Here is a 17,313-nt window from a genome sequence, read left to right on the forward strand (position 1 = left end):
TTTCCGCATAACTGTTTGATTGCGTCGGGCCGGGACACCGGGTAGGTCTTGGAACGCATTGATACCGGTGGACATTTTTTGTGACTGCAACCCTTGTATTCGATCTGGATGGAACCCTGCTCGACAGCCTCGCCGACATTGCGGCGGCGGCAAACCGAATGCTGGATGATGTCGGTCATCGACCGTTGGAACTGAACACTATCCGGCAATTCGTTGGAAACGGCCTTCCCAAACTGGTCGAGCGGGTCATCCACCATTGCGGCCTTCCCCTTGAACAGCATTCCGACCTGACACAGAGAACCCTGGCCCACTACAACGCCGCCAGCAGCGTCCACACCGTTGCGTATCCCGGCATGATCCAGGCGCTGCATGCGCTCAGCGAAATGGGCTGTGCGATGGGTGTATGCACCAACAAACCCGAACGGCCCGCCCGGCACATCCTGGAAGCGCAGGGAATGTCAGGTTTCTTTGATGCTGTTTTCGGTGGCGATACCTTGAACATACGCAAGCCCAATCCGGCCCATCTTAATGCCTGCTTCGAAGCCCTGCCCGACACAGGACCGCGGCTGTTTGTCGGAGACAGCGAGGTTGACGCTGAAACGGCACGCCGCGCGCAGGTGCCTTTTTTGCTTTTCACCAATGGTTACCGGAAATCGGCCATTTCGGACATTTGCCATGATGTCGTGTACAACGATGCATTGGAACTGCCCGCGCTTGTCGCGCGGTTGGCGACTGGTCAGGCCGGAGATCTGTAAACTTGCCTGAAAGGGGTAAGGGGCCGGCCGAGGGGGTAAGTAGCCAGCCCCTTCTTGGGGGAAAAGTGGTTTGGTCTGTTTAGACCCGGTATCTGAAATACATAATTAACGATTCGCGGCTGACAGCGATATTGGGGGATTCCCGTAGGACCCAGTTTTCACGCCCATGAACACCGATTTTCCTGACAGAATGCGGCTCGAGGATTGGTGGCCAATGCCGCAGATACTTGAGTGTATCTGGCCTGGATTGCCCCACTGGATTGGCCGGATGCATCCCGGGGGCAAAGATCGGATTGACACCTCAGCCCAAATCATGAATGTGCCGCGGGGTTACAAGACAACCTGAGGGTCATGACGTCAGCATCACCTGTCACGGCAGGACAAGCGCTGAGTATCGTTGGCAATCAATTGCGGTGCTGTTAGATTGAGAGCAGAAACGAAGAAAATTTCGCTCAACCTGACAGTTTGGCTGAATCGTGTATCGGCCCACTAATATTGCAAGATTACAAATAGTTGGCCTATGAAGGGGCGAAATCATGAAAGTGCCGCACAGCTCAGACGCAGAAAACACTTCTGGCTGCTGCAACGTTGTCGTGCCCGTTCACCGGGAACTGACGGACACGGAAATGGCGGCCCTTCTGCACAATGTCAGGATACTGAAGTCACACGATGTCACCATTCTGGGGCCAGACGCTCTGTGCGATTACCTTGACAACACGGTCACAAAAAACGTCCTGCGGGAAACGGAAGGAACAGCGCGGTCTCTTTGCCTGTCCGATTCCCATTTTGTCAGCATCGACTCGTACAACCAACTGATGATCAGTCAGGAGTTTTATGACCAATTTGCTGATTTTTCCTACATCCTGATTTGCCAGGTCGATTGTCTGATCATTCAGGATCATCTCGATTCCTGGACCGCGCATGGATATTCCTTTGTCGGAGCGCCGGTTTTTGACGGGTACAGCCAACCAAACCTGCCGTATGACTTCACCGGTGAACTGAACGGTGGATTGTCCCTTCGCAAGATCAGCGATTGCCGTAGGGTGACGCATGAGGCGCTTTTCCTGACTTGCGCAGGTGCCGTCAGAATAGCCAACAAGGTTGGTGCCGTGGCCCTGGCAAACCTAGTGCTTCGTCTGTTCGGAAAAACAATCATTCCCGTAAAACCCGGCGTGAACGAGGATGTGATCTGGACAAACCTGGTGCCGCGTTATTTCAGCGGGTTTACAATTCCCACGCCGATGCAGGCGTCGCGGTTCGCGTTTGAAGCCGCGCCGGAATACCTGCTGGAATGCAACGACGGGAAGCTGCCATTTGGCTGCCACGCCTTCCAAAGATACGGCAGTAAGTTCTGGCGCAAGTATTTCCCGGACGAGTATTTCAGCACGGACCGGTAGCCCTGCCCGCGCAATACTCACCAGTCTAAAAAAAACCGCAGATCAGAACGCGATGGGACTAGTCCACCAGATTGCGCAGGTATCTTCCGTATGCCGTTTTCCGGAACAATTCCGCGCGTTTCAGAAGCTGCTCCTGCGAAATCCAGCCGTGTTCGAACGCGATTTCTTCTGGGCACCCGACCTGCTGACCTTGCCGGTTCGATAGTGTGTGCACGAAGTTTCCGGCTTCAAGCAATGACGCATGTGTGCCGGTGTCCAGCCAGGCATAACCGCGCCCCATCTGCCTGACGCGTAATGTTCCGTCGTCCAGGTACGTCTCAAGCAGGGACGTGATTTCAAGTTCTCCGCGTTCCGACGGCTTGACCTGCCGCGCACGCTCTGGCGCGGTTCCGTCCAGAAAATACAGTCCCGTCACGGCATAGTTCGACGGTGGCACTTTGGGCTTTTCAACGATGCTCTGCACTGCGCCGGTCGCATCAAAGCCAACCACGCCATAACGTTCCGGGTCGGCCACGCGATAACCAAAAACGGTTCCGCCTGTGCTTTGCGCATCGGCCTTTTGCAGTTGGGTCGGTAGACCATGGCCAAAGAAGATGTTGTCCCCCAGCACCATCGCCGACGGCGCGCCGTTCAGAAACTCTTCGGCCAGCAGATAGGCTTGCGCCAGACCGTCCGGCGACGGCTGGGTGATGTAGGTCAGTTCCAGACCCCACTGGCTGCCATCCCCCAGCGTGCGCTGAAACTGGTCCTGATCCTGGGGCGTGGTGATGATGCAGATCTCGCGGATTCCCGTCAGCATCAGTACCGACAGCGGATAATAGATCATCGGCTTGTCGTAGATCGGCAGAAGCTGTTTGGACACACCCATCGTGATCGGGTACAGACGGGTGCCCGAGCCGCCGGCCAGAATGATACCTTTACGGTTCGTCATGATGAAATCTCTTTGCTGTTCAATACGTCGCGCAGGCCGGCCCGCCAATCGGGGCGTTCCAGACCGCAGGCAGACAGGCTGCTGCAGTCCATTCGCGAATTCAGGGGCCGTTTGGCCGGAGTAGGATAGTCAGAGGTCGGAATACCCGTAACAGTCACGGACCGACCGGCTTGCGAGAAAATCTCGCGCGCAAATCCGGCCCAGCTGACGTCCGGTGAACCGCCAAAATGCAGGGTTGCGCTGTCCATCTCACCAGCCATCAGGCGGTCGGCCAGATGCAGGCAGGCCCGCGCGATGTCCGCAGCCGGGGTCGGGCCGCCAATCTGATCGTCTACAACGTTCAGCGCATCCCGGGTTTCAGACAGGCGCAGCATGGTTTTGACAAAGTTGTTGCCATGGGCCGAGAACACCCACGAGGTGCGCATTATGGCATGGCGGCAGGTGCTCGCCCGGATCGCCGTTTCACCAGCCAGCTTTGTGCGGCCATAGGTGTTGATCGGGTGCGTGGCATCTTCCGGCCGGTGCGAGGCCTCACCCGAGCCGTCAAATACGTAATCGGTCGAAATATGCACCAACGGAATGCCCAGCGCGGAACAGGTCCGGGCAATGGCCCCAACCGTTGTGCCGTTGACGGCCATTGCTGTCTCGGCCTCATCTTCAGCCCGATCCACGGCGGTATAGGCTGCGGCATTGATCACCGCTTGCGGCCGGTGCGTTTCGATGGCGGCCTGGCACTGTTCCGGGTTGGTCAAATCCGCTGCATCGCGGCCAAGAAACACGATCTCGCGCTGGCCCGCATTCAGGGCGATTTCCTGGGCGACCTGCCCGGTTTTTCCAAAGACAAGGATCATTTTCCCGTCCCCAGTCGCTGACCAACACCGTCGCGGTTTTGCAGCGCGCGCCACCAGTCTTCGTTGTCCAGATACCACTGGACGGTTTTTTCCAGCCCTTCCTCGACGGTTACGGACGGGCTCCAACCCAACTCATTGCGAATGCGGGTCGGGTCTATGGCATACCGTGCGTCATGGCCGGGGCGATCGGTTACAAAGGTGATCTGGTCTGCGTAAGACCCGCTGTCTTTTGGACGTTTGCGGTCAAGGATTTCGCAAAGGGTTTTGACCAGTTCCAGATTGGTGCGCTCGTTTTCGCCACCGATGTTGTAGGTGCGGCCAACTTGCCCCTTTTGCACTACCAGCAGAAGCGCATCCGCGTGATCTTCCACGTACAGCCAGTCACGGATGTTCGAACCATCCCCGTAGATCGGCAGCGGCTTGCCCGCCAGAGCATTGAGGATGATCACGGGGATCAGCTTTTCAGGAAAATGGAACGGCCCGTAATTGTTCGAACAATTGGTCAGCACGACCGGCAGGCCGTATGTTTCGGCCCAGGCGCGAACAAGGTGGTCGCTTGCCGCTTTCGAAGCGGAATAGGGCGAGCGGGGGTCGTAGGACGTCTCTTCGGTGAACTGAACCTGCGGGTCAGCAGGCAGCGAGCCATAAACCTCATCCGTCGAGATGTGGTGAAACCGGAACGCCGCGGGCTGACCCATGCGTGTCCAGTAGGCTCTTGCAGCTTCGAGCATCTGATAGGTGCCCGTGATGTTGGTTTCGATGAAATCGCCCGGCCCGTCGATCGAGCGGTCAACGTGGCTTTCCGCCGCCAGGTGCATGACCGCGTCCGGCTCATGTTCTGCAAACACCTTGTCCAGGGCTGCGCGATCACGAATATCGGCCTGCACAAAACTGTAATTGGGGTGGTTGGTCACACTGGCCACGTTTTCAAGACACGCCGCGTATGTCAGCGCATCCAGGTTGACCACGCTGTGCCCGTCACGAATGGCCTGACGAACAACTGCGGATCCAATGAACCCGGCCCCGCCGGTCACGAGAATTTTCATTTCTGACCTTCATATACAAACGGATTGTCCAAAGCCGCCAGTGTCACGGCCGCTTCATCCTTGGCGCTCAGCACAGGATCAATTTCCAGCTCCCAGTCGATACCGATATCGGCATCGTCGAACCGGACCGAGCGGTCGCAGTCCGGGGCGTAGTAGTCCGAGCACTTGTAGACGATCTCGGTGTCCGGCTCACGGGTGACGAAACCATGCAGGAACCCGGCCGGGATCAGCAGTTGCTTGCCGTTCTCGGCACTCAGTTCAACGCCCACCCATTTCCCATAGGTCGGGCTGCCCTTGCGAATATCGACGGCCACATCAAACAACCGTCCGCGCCCACAGCGCACCAGCTTGTCCTGCGCGTGAGGCGGTGTTTGCATATGCAGCCCGCGCAGCGTTCCCACCGTTGCAGATACCGAATGATTGTCCTGAACAAACTCGAAGTTCAGCCCTGCATCCTCCATCCGCTTCCGGTTCCAGCTTTCGGAAAAGAAGCCACGGTTGTCGCCAAAGCGTGCTGGTGTAAGGATTTTCACACCTTCTAATGAAGTATCTTCTATCTGCATCAAAAAACTTCCTGCCGTTTCAATCGCAAATGTTCGGTTTGTCGGTTGCCCACCCTCTAACCCGCCTGATGTGGAATTACCACCACGCGAACGTGATTTCGGCAAGAACCACCGGACGGCCTCAGTTGCAATCTGTTTCATCTGTGCAAAACTGTCTCCTGCCCGATGCAGGGTGGTTACAGAATTTTGGGGAGTTCCGATTTTGCCCGTATCTGCTCGACTGAGCCTGTGTTTTTTCATGGCTTGGCTGTCTTCGGCTTGGGCAAGCGACGCCCCATGGCCCCCCATTCTGATCGATCCTTCCAGCCAGTTGCACGGCCCTGCGGATCTGGTCTTGCCGATGCCTTGTGGCGGTGGCATGGCCTTTCAGAAAGTCAACGTGCCGGTCGATATCGCCCGCCCGTTGTCGGACCGACCCTTTCGTATGGGGCAGTCTGACGCCGATACCGCTTTTTCGGACTACCTCAAGCCCACCTATCTGCGCGGGGCATTCGACGACCCCGAAAACAGTGTCAGCTACTATTATATTGCCCGGTACGAATTGAATGAGGCCCAGTACCGCGCCATCAACATGAATTGCGACGGCGGCTTCAAGCCGGTCGAAGCCCGGGCCAAAGGCGGATTAAGCTGGTTCGAAGCCGTGGATCTCTCGCGCGCCTATTCCGAATGGCTGATGCAGAACGCCCGCGACAGCCTGCCCCGGCAGGGTGACCGCACCGGCTTTCTTCGGCTACCAACTGAACCTGAATGGGAATACGCCGCCCGTGGCGGTGCCAAAGCAGACGCCTCGGTTTTTGCCGCCCGCAGGTTCTTTTCCGAAGGGACGTTGTCCGATTACGCCGCCTATCTGGCGCCTGGCAGCGGCAGCACCAAGCTCAGCATCATCGGAGCGCGACGGAAACCCAACCCGCTGGGCCTTTTGGATATCTATGGCAATGTTGAGGAGTTGATGCTTGAACCGTTCCGCCTGAATGCCATCGGGCGCAGTCACGGCCAGTCTGGCGGACTGGTCACGCGTGGCGGTTCGGTCGATCAGGAAGACGCGCAAATCTACACCGCGCGCCGTAATGAATACCCGATGTACAGCAGCCTGAATGGACAGGCTCTGGCCGGCGAATACTTTGGTGTCAGGCTGGTCATCAGTGCCGCCGTGGTATCCGAAGACCGCTATGACGCGATCCGTGATGGCTGGACGCAAGAGGCTGATCGGTCCTCGGAAGAGCAATCTGACCCACTGGCGACCCTGAACGCGCTGCTGGAAGAGGAAGTGGACCCCCGCCGCAAATCTGCCTTGGGCGATCTTCAGCTGGAATTTCGCATCGCGCGGGAACAGGCTGCGGAATCCCTGTTTCAAGCCGCAAAATCCACACTTCTGAGCGGGGCAGCTTTCGTGGAGACCTTGATCGAAGGCAGCCGCGAAATTCAGCAACTGGAACGGGACAGCCTGCGCCTGCTGGACACGATCAAGGTCACGGTCGGCAATCAACGCACCCAACTGATGCAGACATTGAACCTGAACCTCGACCGGCTGGATGCCTTGCGGGCAAGCCGGGATACGTACTTGCTGTCTTACCGGGCAACGCTTGAGACCTTGGGTTCCGACGTCGAAGCAGAAATCCGTGAACGCGCCTATGAAGGGCTGGCGCAGGATCTGGCCCAGGCGGAACAGGCGCAGCTTTTGGCAATGCTCAACCGGTTCTGGACGGATATGGGGCTTTATCTTGAAGAACCGGACATGGAGAAAGATCAACTGCTGCTGATCGCTATTCAGTAGGGTGAACCTGTGCGGTTTGTGGACCCATTCATTTGGCTGAGCGGCCCCCGCAAATCTGAATGACAAAAAGCTGTTTCGGGCAAAAATCCGGGCACGCTCCGTCCCTTGGTGCCCTAATGCATGTTTGCGCTATGGGTCAGACTTGAGGCCAAAAAACCGAAGAATAAAACCAACTCTTTGAAAAGAAACCGCAAAGCTCGAACTTCCCTCCGATCCTGAGCGATAACATTTTTTGTAACGGGCTATTTTGAACGGCGCTGGCTAGCGTTGGTCCCAGATAGTTTTTTGCTTAGGGGGTCGACAATGGCACGCAGTATTTTCAAACACACGCTGGGCGGCGCATTGGCCGCATCCATGTTGATGACAGCATCGGTTGAACGCGCAAACGCGGGCGCGAAGGAAGTGATCGGTACAGCGATGCTGTTATGTCTCGCCAATCCAAACATCTGCCCAAGAAACAAACCAAGACCTCCCGGCAAAAAGCCGGTCCCAACGCCCGTTCTAAGCGAGGAAGAACGTCAACAAAACCGCGACGTGCAAAACGCCTTGAACACATTCGGCTTTCCGGTCGGAAACGCTGACGGAGTATTGGGCCGCCGGAGCCGCGCAGCCATCCGCGATTATCAATACTTCATGGGCGATCCCGCCAACGGACGCCTGTCTCAGTGGGAACGGGATACATTGATCAACGCATGGCGCAAGTATCAGGCTGGCGCGGGCAACGCATATCCCCGTCTAATGGCCGCCGAAGGCCCACGTGGCCTGCTGAAGCTTGAACGCAACCCCGGCTATGCTGGGCATTATGGCGACGGGCAGCAGCCGCAGCCATACCCATCGCCACAACCCTTAGACGGTGGTATTGTCGATCCGAACAAATCGTCCCCGCCACCCATCATCGGCGAACTGCCCAAACGCATAGGCACACCCGTCAAATCTGTGGCCGCGCGTTGCGAACTGGTGGATGCCACCTCGAAAATCCAGGGCGGACTGATCCACGCGGACAATGTGACCGATCATCATCAGGCGCTGAGTGAAAAACTGTGCGAGGCACGCGGGCTTGTCATTACTTTGGGACAGTCCTCGCAGTCCCATTTCGCAGTTTCCGAAACCGAAATGACGGAAATCTGCAATCACATCAAAGCCACATTCTCGGGCACAATCAGTGCTCTTCCCGGAACGCCGGTGCAGTCCACCCTGGACAGCGCGCGGAATGCGAATGCTACGCTTGGGCTGAATATGCCCCAGATTGCCCGGGACTATGGCGAGATCTGCACAGGAATGGGGTATCGCATGGACGACGCAGAGATGGCGCTGGCCGGTGCCCTTTCACTGACCGCATCCGGCCACGCTGCATATGGCGAACTGGTTGGCCACCACCTGCGGGAAGGTTTCGGCACGGCCGAAGCTCCGAAGGCGTCGGTCGAGTGGTATGCGAACGCGATGACGGCACTGGAAAATGGTGCGCCGGCCGTTTTCATGGCCAGCGCCACACAGGATCGCATCAGCGTAATCCGCAAGGCAATGCAAATCGCGGAAACGCAGGCTGCACTTCACGGTGTTCCCGTAAATGCCCAATGGTCGGCAGGTAATTGACGATTTATCGAGATACTGTTTCGACATTAAGGGTCATTACGCCTGAATTGTCGAAGTTTTAGGGCGCCATCCCCACCCTCGGCGTCCTAAAATTATTTGTTTTCAATGCTCAATTGCATGGGTGCAAACAGGTGACATTTTTTGTAACATGCACTGAATCACATGTTTAAGTAAGAATAGCGATGTAGATTTTGGGTAAGGAGGTGACTTAAAGATGCCACGTCATATTTTAAATAATTCCGTCGGCGGCGCATTGCTGGTCTCCCTGATGATTACCACGGGCGTCAGCCGCGCAAGTGCAGATTTGGCAGATGTGATTATCGGCGGCGGTGCCGCTGTGATCCTTGGGTGCGCTACAGGCGCAATCAACTGCAACAAAAACAAAAAACGCAGCCAAACGACGACAACGCGCCGCTCGACGGTGAATTCTGCCCAGCGGCAGCAAAACCGTGAGGTTCAGAGCGCGCTGAACGGCTTCGGCTGGAATGCGGGAACGGTCGACGGCGTGATGGGAAACCGCAGCCGCGCTGCGATCCGTGATTATCAGGGTTACATGGGATACCCCCAGACCGGCCAGCTTTCGGATTGGGAACGTCAGAACCTGGTCAATGGATGGCGGCAGTATCAGTCAGGTGCCGGTGGCGCTTATCCCCGTACGATGGCTGCTGAAGGCCCGCGCGGATTGCTGAACATCGGTCGTGACCCCAATTATGCCGCACGTTATGGCGACAATGCCGGGCCGAACTACGGTGCAAATACTCCCAATTATGGCACCAACAACAACGGCATTGTTGACCCGTGGGCCAACAATGGCACTCAGGCCGCAGCTGCGCAGCCCCTGAACCAGGTACCACGCCAGCAGGTCCCGCAGGCGGTCATTCCCGACCAGCCCCAGCAGGGTGGCGGTCAGGTTATCGGCAATGGCGGCACGGTGCCAAAGCTCAAGCCCCTGAAGCCGGTTGGTCAGCCCACTGTATCCGCCGCTGCGCGGTGTGAACTGGTTGACCAGACAACGCGCATTCAGGGCGGTGTGGTTCAGGCGTCGAACATGACAGATCCGAACCAGGCACTAAGCGAAAAGTTCTGCGAAGCACGTGGATTTGCCATCACGCAAGGTGGATCGCTCGCGTCGCAATACGCGGTGTCCGAAAACGAGATGACGGAGCTGTGCAGCCAGATTGCAGGCGGGTACTCCGACGTCATGTCCGGCCTGCCCACAACGGATCAGGCACAGGTCATGCCGGCGGTGCAATCGACCGCCACCCAGTTGGGTCTGAGCGACGCCGCAACAATGGGCGTCTATGGCCAGATCTGCCTGGGCATCGGTTATCGTCTGGATGATGCCGAAATGGCTCTGGCTGGCGCATTGACAATGATGGCTGCGGGTCAGGCTCCTTACGGAGAGCTGATTGGGCACCACCTGCGTGAAGGGTTCGGTGTGCCGGCGACCCCTGCGGCAGCGGTTCCGTGGTATGTGAACGCGATGGATTCACTGGAAAGCGGTGCAACGCCTGTTTTCGTCCCCAGCACGACAACCGAACGGGTTCAGGTCATCCGTTCTGCACTGCAGGTACAGAACCAGCGTGCAGGAAACAACGGGCAAAGCTTGCCCAGGGTGGTTCCGGTTGCAAATACGCTGCCGCTACTGACGCCCAAGGACTAAGCTACAACTGCCAAAAAAAGCAAACGGGCCGCCTGATCAGGTGGCCCGTTTGCTTTTGTGGCGCAGGTCACCCGTCAGCCTGCGCCAATCATCAGGAACGGGGCCCAGATCGACGGGTGGGAATTCGGCAGTTGGGTCTGATCGCGGCTCGTGTCGTCAAAAAGAGATTTCATCGACTGCCTCAGCGACTCGGCCTTGCTGGTCTGATTTTGCGAGGCGGTCACGGTGCGGGTAATCAGCGCCTCGGCGGCGCGATCATCTACGCGCCAATGCGAAACAAGCATATTGCGCACGCCAGCTGAGAAAAAGCCCTGAACCAACCCCCCCAGACCTTCGCCGCCGATCGAATCTTCCCCTGCCGTGTCGCAGGCCGACAGAATGACCCAGTCGGCACCAATATCGAGCTGCGCGGCCTCGGAGGCGGTCAACAGGCCATCGCCAGTGAAACTTCCTTGCGCCGGGGCAGTCGCGTCTGGCGTCAGCGCCAATGCGGGTTCGGCCAACCCTTCGAACGCGCCCGACAACAACCCATGCGTCGCAAAATGCAGAATTTGCGCCTGCGCCAGTTTGCCTTGGTTGTTGAGCGCAACGATTTCCGCTTCGCTTGCTGAGGAACCCAACCGAATGTCGCTGCGGGTCTCTCCGAACAACCCTGCCAGCGTTTCAACTTCGCGCCGGGTGCCCGGCAAACGCGGAAGCGCGCGTACTGCGGTTGCTCGTTGCGAGACCGATCCGCGCATAACGATGTCTGTCTGAGGCAAGGCCGCCAGTTCCGCCCCCTGAAACGCAGGGTCGCCAAATCCGACATATGCCAGCCTGGAGGCTGGTTGCTCGGGGACCCGGGGACGTTTTCGCAGGTTTTCAAGGGCCGCGACGGACGGCACAACCCGCAGCGCGCGCTCATGCCCCAACCAGCGTATTTCGCGCAGGTCCTTTGCGGTGCGACGGTCCTGCAAATGTCGGCCCGGGTCATCCACGATCAGGGCCGCGAAAGGTATGCTCAGCGTTTCACCGTAGGGGACCAACGTCCAGGTCGACTTGGAACCAATCAGATCAGCTATTTCCGGCGATCCGAAAAACGTCTTGTGCAGTCGTTCTGCGGCATCGAAAGCAAACGGGGCGGCATACCGCGTCGCTGCGGCGCCCGACGCGCCCTGCACGTTGGCAAGCGGCGCCCGCAATTGGGCCATATGCTCTGGCGACTTCGGGTCAAGCGTACGCTGGAGATCAAGTATGTCCTGCACCAGAACGTTCCACTTCTGAGGCAATTCAACCATCGCCGCGCCGTCCCGGGTCACGGCAAGAACCAGCCCTTTGATCCCTTTCTTATGCGCGCTCTGGGTTGTGGCTGTCAGGATCATGATCACAGCCTCATCCGGCGCGATTACCTCGCGCTGGATATGGCCCATCGTCAGCGGCGCAGGGATTTGCCATTCGAAGTACTCGGAAAACTGTGCCGACATCCGGGACCGCAGACGGTCCAGATCCGAATTCTGAACATCGTTCCCGACCCGCTGGGCCAAAGTCGCTTTCTGCCATTGCGCCGCAAGTTGAACCAGATCGGGGTTTTGCGCCTTGTCCCGGATCGCCGCACGGGCCACAGCGACAGAGGCGGGGCCGTAACCCGCCAGTTGCATGGCCTCAAAGGCCATCTGAACATAGAGGTTCTTCTCCTGCTCACTGCCGGTTTCGGCAGCCTTGAGCGCTGATGAGGCGAACAACTCACCATACACCTGGCCAATCAGGTATACTTTTGCCCCGCCCGCTATCCCTTCCAGCCATTGAAACCCGCGCAGATAGTTCAACAGGTCGACTGTTCCATTCTGGAAGACGGCTGCCGCAGCAGAGAATTGCCCGCCTTTGAGCAGTGCCGACCCATGCGCGTCCACCAATCGGTAGTTGATGTCCAGATCGGGTATGGAACCCGTCCGCTGTTCTCCTTCCCGCTTTTCGATCTGGTTTCTTATGACTGCCAGCGCGGTTTCAATTTGTCCGGCTTCTTGCAGGAAAAAGGCATAGTTGAGTTGTGATGCATAAGCCTCAAGCCGCTTGCCTTGCGCCTCCTCTGCGGCGGCCAGTTGGCGCAGCATTTCCAGATCCGAGGCCGTGGGTTTCTTTCCCGCCTCTGTTCCATCCCAGAACGCAAGCTCCTCCTTGGGCCGGTCCAAGGCGACGTTGGCCTGAATTTCCTTGTCCTTGGCCTGCAACCTGCGGGCCTGGACTTGCAGGGTTTCGCGGTGATCCGGTCCCAGTTCACGCGTCAGGATATCGATGGATCGGGCATATAGCGGCTTGGCCCCTTTGAAGTTCTGGCGGAAATTCACCAGGTGATCGGCCACTGCGAAATAGACTTGGGCCTGCTGCCGTTCAGGGACCGCACCCGGGTCCGAGACGATCAGTTCAAGCGCCGCCATCATTTTGGCCTCATAACTCTCGAACTCGAGATTAGCCAAATCATGTCCGGCCAGCGCCAGCAGCGCAGCAAGACGCTGAGCAGGATCCTCGCTGGACAAGGCATCATCCGCAATTTGCCGGTTCAACTCGCGGGCTGCGAACTTCCGCCCCTCCGCGCGTTCGATATCCTCCAGCGTTCGGCGCGCCCATTGAATAATCTCGTGCCCCTGAGGCAGTTTGCCCTGCGCCGAGGCAAGAACGTCCTCAGTAACGGATCGCGCCTCATCCAGTCTGCCAACACGCTCCAGCGCAATTCCGTATCGCAGCCGCGCGTAAAGGTGGGACTCGCTGTCAACCGCGTTTAATCTTTTGCCCAGTTCAGACGCTTCACGTGTAGGTTCAAGCGCTGCTTCATAGGCTTCCATCGCGTTCAGGGTATTGGCCAAACCGTTCAATGCCACTTGCAGCTTGCGGCCTTCCGTGTCGTGTTCCCGCGCGATCCCGACCATGTTTTCAAACATTTGCCGGGCGCCATCCAGCTGGTTTGTATCCAGAAGAATTGCGCCAACCAGAATACCGGTATCCAAACCTGCAGCGCTGTTTAACAAACCCAGTTGTTCAAGATCCCGCAGCAGCTCTGAGCTGACACTCAGCGCTTTTTCGTGGTGTCCGAGCAGTTGCAGAAGACTTCCGTATTCATAGCGGACATACAGCCCGTCTCGCTGAAGCCACAGACCCTCAATCCGGGCTGCGTCGACCGATTTGGTGTAGGCGCGCAATGCGTCTTCCCTGTCGCCGATGCCGAACAGGATTTCTCCTAGTATCCCATATTGCGCGACCCCGTTCCGTCCTTCGGTGCGCAGGCCCCGGTCGATCATGGGTTCCATCTGCCTGACAAGTTCCCGGACCGTGGCATGATCCTGTGCAACGAAGGCCTGACCGGCTCGGTTTTGCAGCGCTTCCAATTCGGCAGAGTTCTGGTTCTGGGCGACGACCGGCAGGGCCAGAGCCAGCAATAGCGCGAAAACAGCGCCGGGCAGGCGGATGCCGATCAACCCGGCGCCTCGCAATCCTGATGGGGCGACTGTGGAACAAACAACGCGACGCGCCCCTGACTGCCGCCGGCATTCGTGATCCGCAACGTCGCGTTGACGCAACTGTCAATCCAGACATCCACCAGCGCCGCAATCCCTTCAATGCCGGTCTGCGGGCTGATGTCTGCGGCGATGCTGGTTCCGTCCGAGCCCACGAGTTCAACGTCGATATCAGCCCCACCAGACCCGCGCCACAAGCGAGCCTCGATCCACGTTACTTCCGAGCCGACAAGAAAAACGTCCGTTTCATGAGTTTCCCCTGGCGCAAGCAACAGGTCCAGACGGGCGGCGCCACCAAGCTGACCCCGGGATCCGGTTTCGAGAACCGCGTCCAGCAAATCCGCTCCTCCGGGCATGTCACGCAGCGCGTCGGCTAAAGGCAAGACCGAGAACGGATCGTCCTGGTCCAGAGTGCCGCCTTCCTCAAGCAACACAGCCAGACTGCTGGCAAGGGCCTGCGGTTCGTTTGCTTCAACGGCCCATTCTGCCACAACCAGGGCGCTTTTGCGCAGGTCGGCCGCCTCGGCCGATCCACCCTGACCAAGGAACATCAGGCTCAAAACAGTCAGAACCGCAATGTTGACTTTACTGCGCACCGCGTTCGGCCCCCACCTCTGCAACGGTTTTCAGCGGAATAATAACGGCACCGCTTTGCTTGATAACAGTTTCACCGACGGAACGGGTTTTGGCCAGCCCGAATCCGGCTTCGGTCAAAAGCGAGGATAGCGAGTTGGCAGGCGCAGATCGGGTTGCGGGCGGTGCGCGTTCGTCCTGTAAATAACGAAAGTCAACCGGGTCCGACCCAGGTTTGCCGCGTTCGGCCAGGATCAAAACATGCATCTGACCAGTAGCCAGCACTGCCCCATCCGGCCCACGCGTGGCTTCGGTATAGCGCAGGGTATCGGTCTCTCCTGCCCCTATGCGCCAGCCGCCTTTTTCGGCATCCCTGTATCCCGACAGGAAATACACCTTATTGTCCGGCGCGACATAAAGGGGCGTCAGATCAACCGGCCAGGGATTGCGATTGTGAACGGAGACCAACACTGTGTCACAGTGGCCAACCTGCAGGATGCCCTGAGGTGCGAACTTCGGCTCAACCTGAACCGCCAAAGCCTCCTGACATACAAATTCTTCGTCTGCTTCACCGGGGATGCGACGGGCACTGGCGGTGATCCCGTGCGACAAGGGGCTGGTCTGCAATATCGCCGCAACCGAGATCAACGCGCGCGACTTTGCGGCCTGCTGCAACATCTGCTCCAGCAGAGGCAATTGGGTCGCATCAAACGGAACAGACAGCGCATCGCGCGCACCGTCGGGAACGGGGTGCAGCACCAGCCGGTCCTTATCGGCGACGATTTGAATGTCCGGATCGTTCTGATCAAGGCGCAACCGTGGCTGCAGGTCCGAGATCATCTGAGCAATCTGCTCCTCAAATTGCGAGCCAGCAGATAGCAGCGACAGCCCTACTGCCAGCGAAAGATCTGTCGGGCGCGAAGAAACCTTTGCGGCCAGGCGGGGCGCGCGGTGCTGAAGCCAGCGCATTCGGAACTGTTCGGGGTCCAGACCCTCGGCTTTGATCTTCTCATCCAGTGTGGCGCGGGTGGTTTCCGGAAGCGGGGCAGTGGCTTGGGTCAGCGTCACTTCGGTTGGCGACACATCGAACAGCAAGGCGCCATCGCTGTCCTCGACTGAAAACACCGTATCTGTCGTAACGCCATCGATGACACCAGCCTCGACAACAACGAGGTCCAAAATGGAGACGGCAAACCGGTCCGACACTCCGATACCCTCAGAAAGCATGGGCTTTGTACCCAAAGCCCCTTCAAACCGGGGGTCTGCACGCCCCCAGCCAATATCCCAGAGCGTCGCGGAAACCTGTCTGGCCAGTTCTGAATATGTGGGGGCTTCGGCACTTCGCAACGCACTGGCCAGCGCCCATGTCAGCAGACCATGAACCGTTGGCGAACCCGGCGGTTTCAACTCGTAGGCCAATGATCCAGCCTCGGCAGCATAGAAGCCGGTAAAGTGACCGGGTGCGAGAGTACTGGCTTTCGACAGGTCCACGAGTGGTTCGGCAACCGGGCTGACTGTCTTGACGGGCCTCAGATCGACAAAGCGCGCAACGGCTGTCTCACCCCGCCGAAAGCTGCCGGAATGACAGGTATCCGCAATCAGCCACACATTCGCCCCGGCGGCGATCATCCGGTCTATTCTGGCCCCGATCTCATCGTCCCGGACAACATTGACCGGCGCGTCATCGGCATCAAATGCAAAATCCGAGGGCAAGAAAACCTCATCCAGCCCGTCCACCTCGGATGTGTCCGAACCGGACGCAATCTGCGCACCGTGGCCCGCCATGTAGATCGCTATCTTGTCGCCCGCCTGCGCCTCTGCTGCCAACCGATCCAGCGCGGCCAGAATATTGGCGCGCGTTGGAGTTTCGATAGAAACACCCTCAGTTTCAGTCAGTTCCGGAGAATCCGACAGCACTGAAATCTTTTCTATTGGAACACCTTTGCCAGCAAAAACCTGCGTCATCAGCGCCACGTCCGGGCCCGGTCCGGTCAGGGCTCCACCCAGGCGGGCCAGATCAGCAGTGTAATTCATCACGCCAATCAACAGCGCTTTGCGGTCGGGATTAGCGACGGCCGCACCGGCCGACAAAATACATCCCGCTAACAGAAAAACGCGGATCATGGGTCTACAGGCCGGGTTTCAATGACGACCCAGTCAGGGCCACCCGGCACATGATTGATGTGTATCTCACCTTGCAGGCCTGCAGGCACACAGTTCCAGTTCTGCGCCTCACGTCGGCAGGACGCCCCCGACAGACCAAACACCTGCCGCGCTGAGACGCCTGTTGCGGAAGCAAAGGACGCAACACCCTGCCCCTGTGGGGGGGCGAACCGACTGCCGCCTGGGACAATCCAAACCGTGTTTCGCAAAGACTCAGGCGAGGTATTGCTAATCAAACGATCAAACCGCTCACCCAGTTCTTTGTCCCCTCGCATCAAAAACCGCGCCTCGGCCTGATAGCGGTTTTGCAGTTGCGTCGCGGTTTCGCCTTTGGGGGCGTGTGCGGAAACAATCTCGAGCGCGGTTAGCAACAGGGGCGCGTTTTCAGTTGATACGGCCCAGTCGGCAAGAACCAGACCGGCAGAGACCCGGGCCGCCGCACTGTCTGGTTGTGCCTGCATTCCCGTTGGCAGGACGATCACAAGAAAGGCTGAAAACACTTTTGCCTTCATCATG

At 58.2% G+C, this 17,313-nt stretch carries 13 protein-coding genes; 5 read left to right on the plus strand and 8 right to left on the minus strand.

Annotated elements, in window-relative coordinates; genetic code table 11:
* Positions 1 to 80 precede the first annotated feature (80 nt).
* Entirely contained in the window at positions 81 to 755 is a 675-nt protein-coding gene (gene gph, locus ACR0MI_RS13855; RefSeq protein WP_170615864.1) for a phosphoglycolate phosphatase, read from the plus strand.
* A gap of 536 nt (positions 756 to 1,291) precedes the next feature.
* Positions 1,292 to 2,152, plus strand: a complete 861-nt coding sequence (locus ACR0MI_RS13860; protein WP_170615862.1) for a DUF5672 family protein — start codon at positions 1,292 to 1,294, stop codon at positions 2,150 to 2,152.
* A 58-nt stretch (positions 2,153 to 2,210) separates the two neighbouring features.
* Here ACR0MI_RS13860 and rfbA read toward each other — a convergent pair whose 3' ends face one another.
* Genes rfbA through rfbC form a run of 4 tightly spaced genes read right to left on the minus strand, consistent with a single transcriptional unit; the run spans position 2,211 to position 5,543 of the window.
* Positions 2,211 to 3,083 carry a glucose-1-phosphate thymidylyltransferase RfbA gene (gene rfbA / locus ACR0MI_RS13865; protein ID WP_170615860.1) on the minus strand — a complete coding sequence of 291 codons (873 nt, stop codon included), beginning with the start codon at positions 3,081 to 3,083 and terminating at the stop codon, positions 2,211 to 2,213.
* Positions 3,080 to 3,934: a dTDP-4-dehydrorhamnose reductase gene (gene rfbD, locus ACR0MI_RS13870; protein WP_170817206.1), complete on the minus strand. Its 855-nt coding sequence runs from the start codon at positions 3,932 to 3,934 to the stop codon at positions 3,080 to 3,082. Before rfbD ends, rfbA begins: the two co-directional genes overlap by 4 nt.
* On the minus strand, positions 3,931 to 4,980 hold the full coding sequence (gene rfbB / locus ACR0MI_RS13875) for a dTDP-glucose 4,6-dehydratase (protein WP_170615856.1): 1,050 nt from the start codon (positions 4,978 to 4,980) through the stop codon (positions 3,931 to 3,933). Before rfbB ends, rfbD begins: the two co-directional genes overlap by 4 nt.
* Entirely contained in the window at positions 4,977 to 5,543 is a 567-nt protein-coding gene (gene rfbC, locus ACR0MI_RS13880) for a dTDP-4-dehydrorhamnose 3,5-epimerase (protein ID WP_170615854.1), read from the minus strand. The genes rfbB and rfbC overlap by 4 nt, the downstream gene beginning before the upstream one ends.
* A gap of 238 nt (positions 5,544 to 5,781) precedes the next feature.
* Between rfbC and ACR0MI_RS13885 the strand changes: the two genes are divergently transcribed.
* The 3 genes from ACR0MI_RS13885 to ACR0MI_RS13895 all read left to right on the plus strand — a co-directional run bounded on the left by ACR0MI_RS13885 (position 5,782) and on the right by ACR0MI_RS13895 (position 10,573).
* Positions 5,782 to 7,317, plus strand: a complete 1,536-nt coding sequence (locus tag ACR0MI_RS13885; protein ID WP_170615852.1) for an SUMF1/EgtB/PvdO family nonheme iron enzyme — start codon at positions 5,782 to 5,784, stop codon at positions 7,315 to 7,317.
* Positions 7,318 to 7,620: 303 nt separating this feature from the next.
* A complete protein-coding gene (locus tag ACR0MI_RS13890; RefSeq protein WP_480854653.1) occupies positions 7,621 to 8,910 on the plus strand; it encodes a peptidoglycan-binding domain-containing protein in 1,290 nt (429 codons plus the stop codon).
* Positions 8,911 to 9,124: 214 nt separating this feature from the next.
* Positions 9,125 to 10,573: a peptidoglycan-binding domain-containing protein gene (locus ACR0MI_RS13895; protein WP_170615848.1), complete on the plus strand. Its 1,449-nt coding sequence runs from the start codon at positions 9,125 to 9,127 to the stop codon at positions 10,571 to 10,573.
* Positions 10,574 to 10,647: 74 nt separating this feature from the next.
* Here the strand turns inward: ACR0MI_RS13895 and ACR0MI_RS13900 are convergent, their stop codons facing one another.
* Genes ACR0MI_RS13900 through ACR0MI_RS13915 form a run of 4 tightly spaced genes read right to left on the minus strand, consistent with a single transcriptional unit; the run spans position 10,648 to position 17,312 of the window.
* The gene (locus ACR0MI_RS13900) at positions 10,648 to 14,022 is read right to left on the minus strand and encodes a CHAT domain-containing protein (protein ID WP_170615846.1); all 3,375 of its coding nucleotides are present in this window, start codon (positions 14,020 to 14,022) and stop codon (positions 10,648 to 10,650) included.
* Entirely contained in the window at positions 14,019 to 14,657 is a 639-nt protein-coding gene (locus ACR0MI_RS13905) for a hypothetical protein (protein WP_170615844.1), read from the minus strand. The genes ACR0MI_RS13900 and ACR0MI_RS13905 overlap by 4 nt, the downstream gene beginning before the upstream one ends.
* A complete protein-coding gene (locus tag ACR0MI_RS13910) occupies positions 14,647 to 16,758 on the minus strand; it encodes a caspase family protein (RefSeq protein ID WP_170615842.1) in 2,112 nt (703 codons plus the stop codon). The genes ACR0MI_RS13905 and ACR0MI_RS13910 overlap by 11 nt, the downstream gene beginning before the upstream one ends.
* A complete protein-coding gene (locus tag ACR0MI_RS13915) occupies positions 16,755 to 17,312 on the minus strand; it encodes a hypothetical protein (protein ID WP_170615840.1) in 558 nt (185 codons plus the stop codon). The genes ACR0MI_RS13910 and ACR0MI_RS13915 overlap by 4 nt, the downstream gene beginning before the upstream one ends.
* Position 17,313 lies beyond the last annotated feature (1 nt).

This window comes from Ruegeria sp. D4 (genome assembly GCF_056534475.1).

Bases quoted from the DNA above. Each gene is read 5' to 3' on its own strand.
- ACR0MI_RS13885 (WP_170615852.1), top strand. From the start codon at position 5,782: ATGGCTTGGCTGTCTTCGGCTTGGGCAAGCGACGCCCCATGGCCCCCC.
- rfbD (WP_170817206.1), bottom strand. From the start codon at position 3,934: ATGATCCTTGTCTTTGGAAAAACCGGGCAGGTCGCCCAGGAAATCGCC.
- ACR0MI_RS13910 (WP_170615842.1), bottom strand. From the start codon at position 16,758: ATGATCCGCGTTTTTCTGTTAGCGGGATGTATTTTGTCGGCCGGTGCG.
- ACR0MI_RS13895 (WP_170615848.1), top strand. From the start codon at position 9,125: ATGCCACGTCATATTTTAAATAATTCCGTCGGCGGCGCATTGCTGGTC.
- ACR0MI_RS13860 (WP_170615862.1), top strand. From the start codon at position 1,292: ATGAAAGTGCCGCACAGCTCAGACGCAGAAAACACTTCTGGCTGCTGC.
- rfbA (WP_170615860.1), bottom strand. From the start codon at position 3,083: ATGACGAACCGTAAAGGTATCATTCTGGCCGGCGGCTCGGGCACCCGT.
- ACR0MI_RS13915 (WP_170615840.1), bottom strand. From the start codon at position 17,312: ATGATGAAGGCAAAAGTGTTTTCAGCCTTTCTTGTGATCGTCCTGCCA.
- ACR0MI_RS13890 (WP_480854653.1), top strand. From the start codon at position 7,621: ATGGCACGCAGTATTTTCAAACACACGCTGGGCGGCGCATTGGCCGCA.
- rfbB (WP_170615856.1), bottom strand. From the start codon at position 4,980: ATGAAAATTCTCGTGACCGGCGGGGCCGGGTTCATTGGATCCGCAGTT.
- rfbC (WP_170615854.1), bottom strand. From the start codon at position 5,543: ATGCAGATAGAAGATACTTCATTAGAAGGTGTGAAAATCCTTACACCA.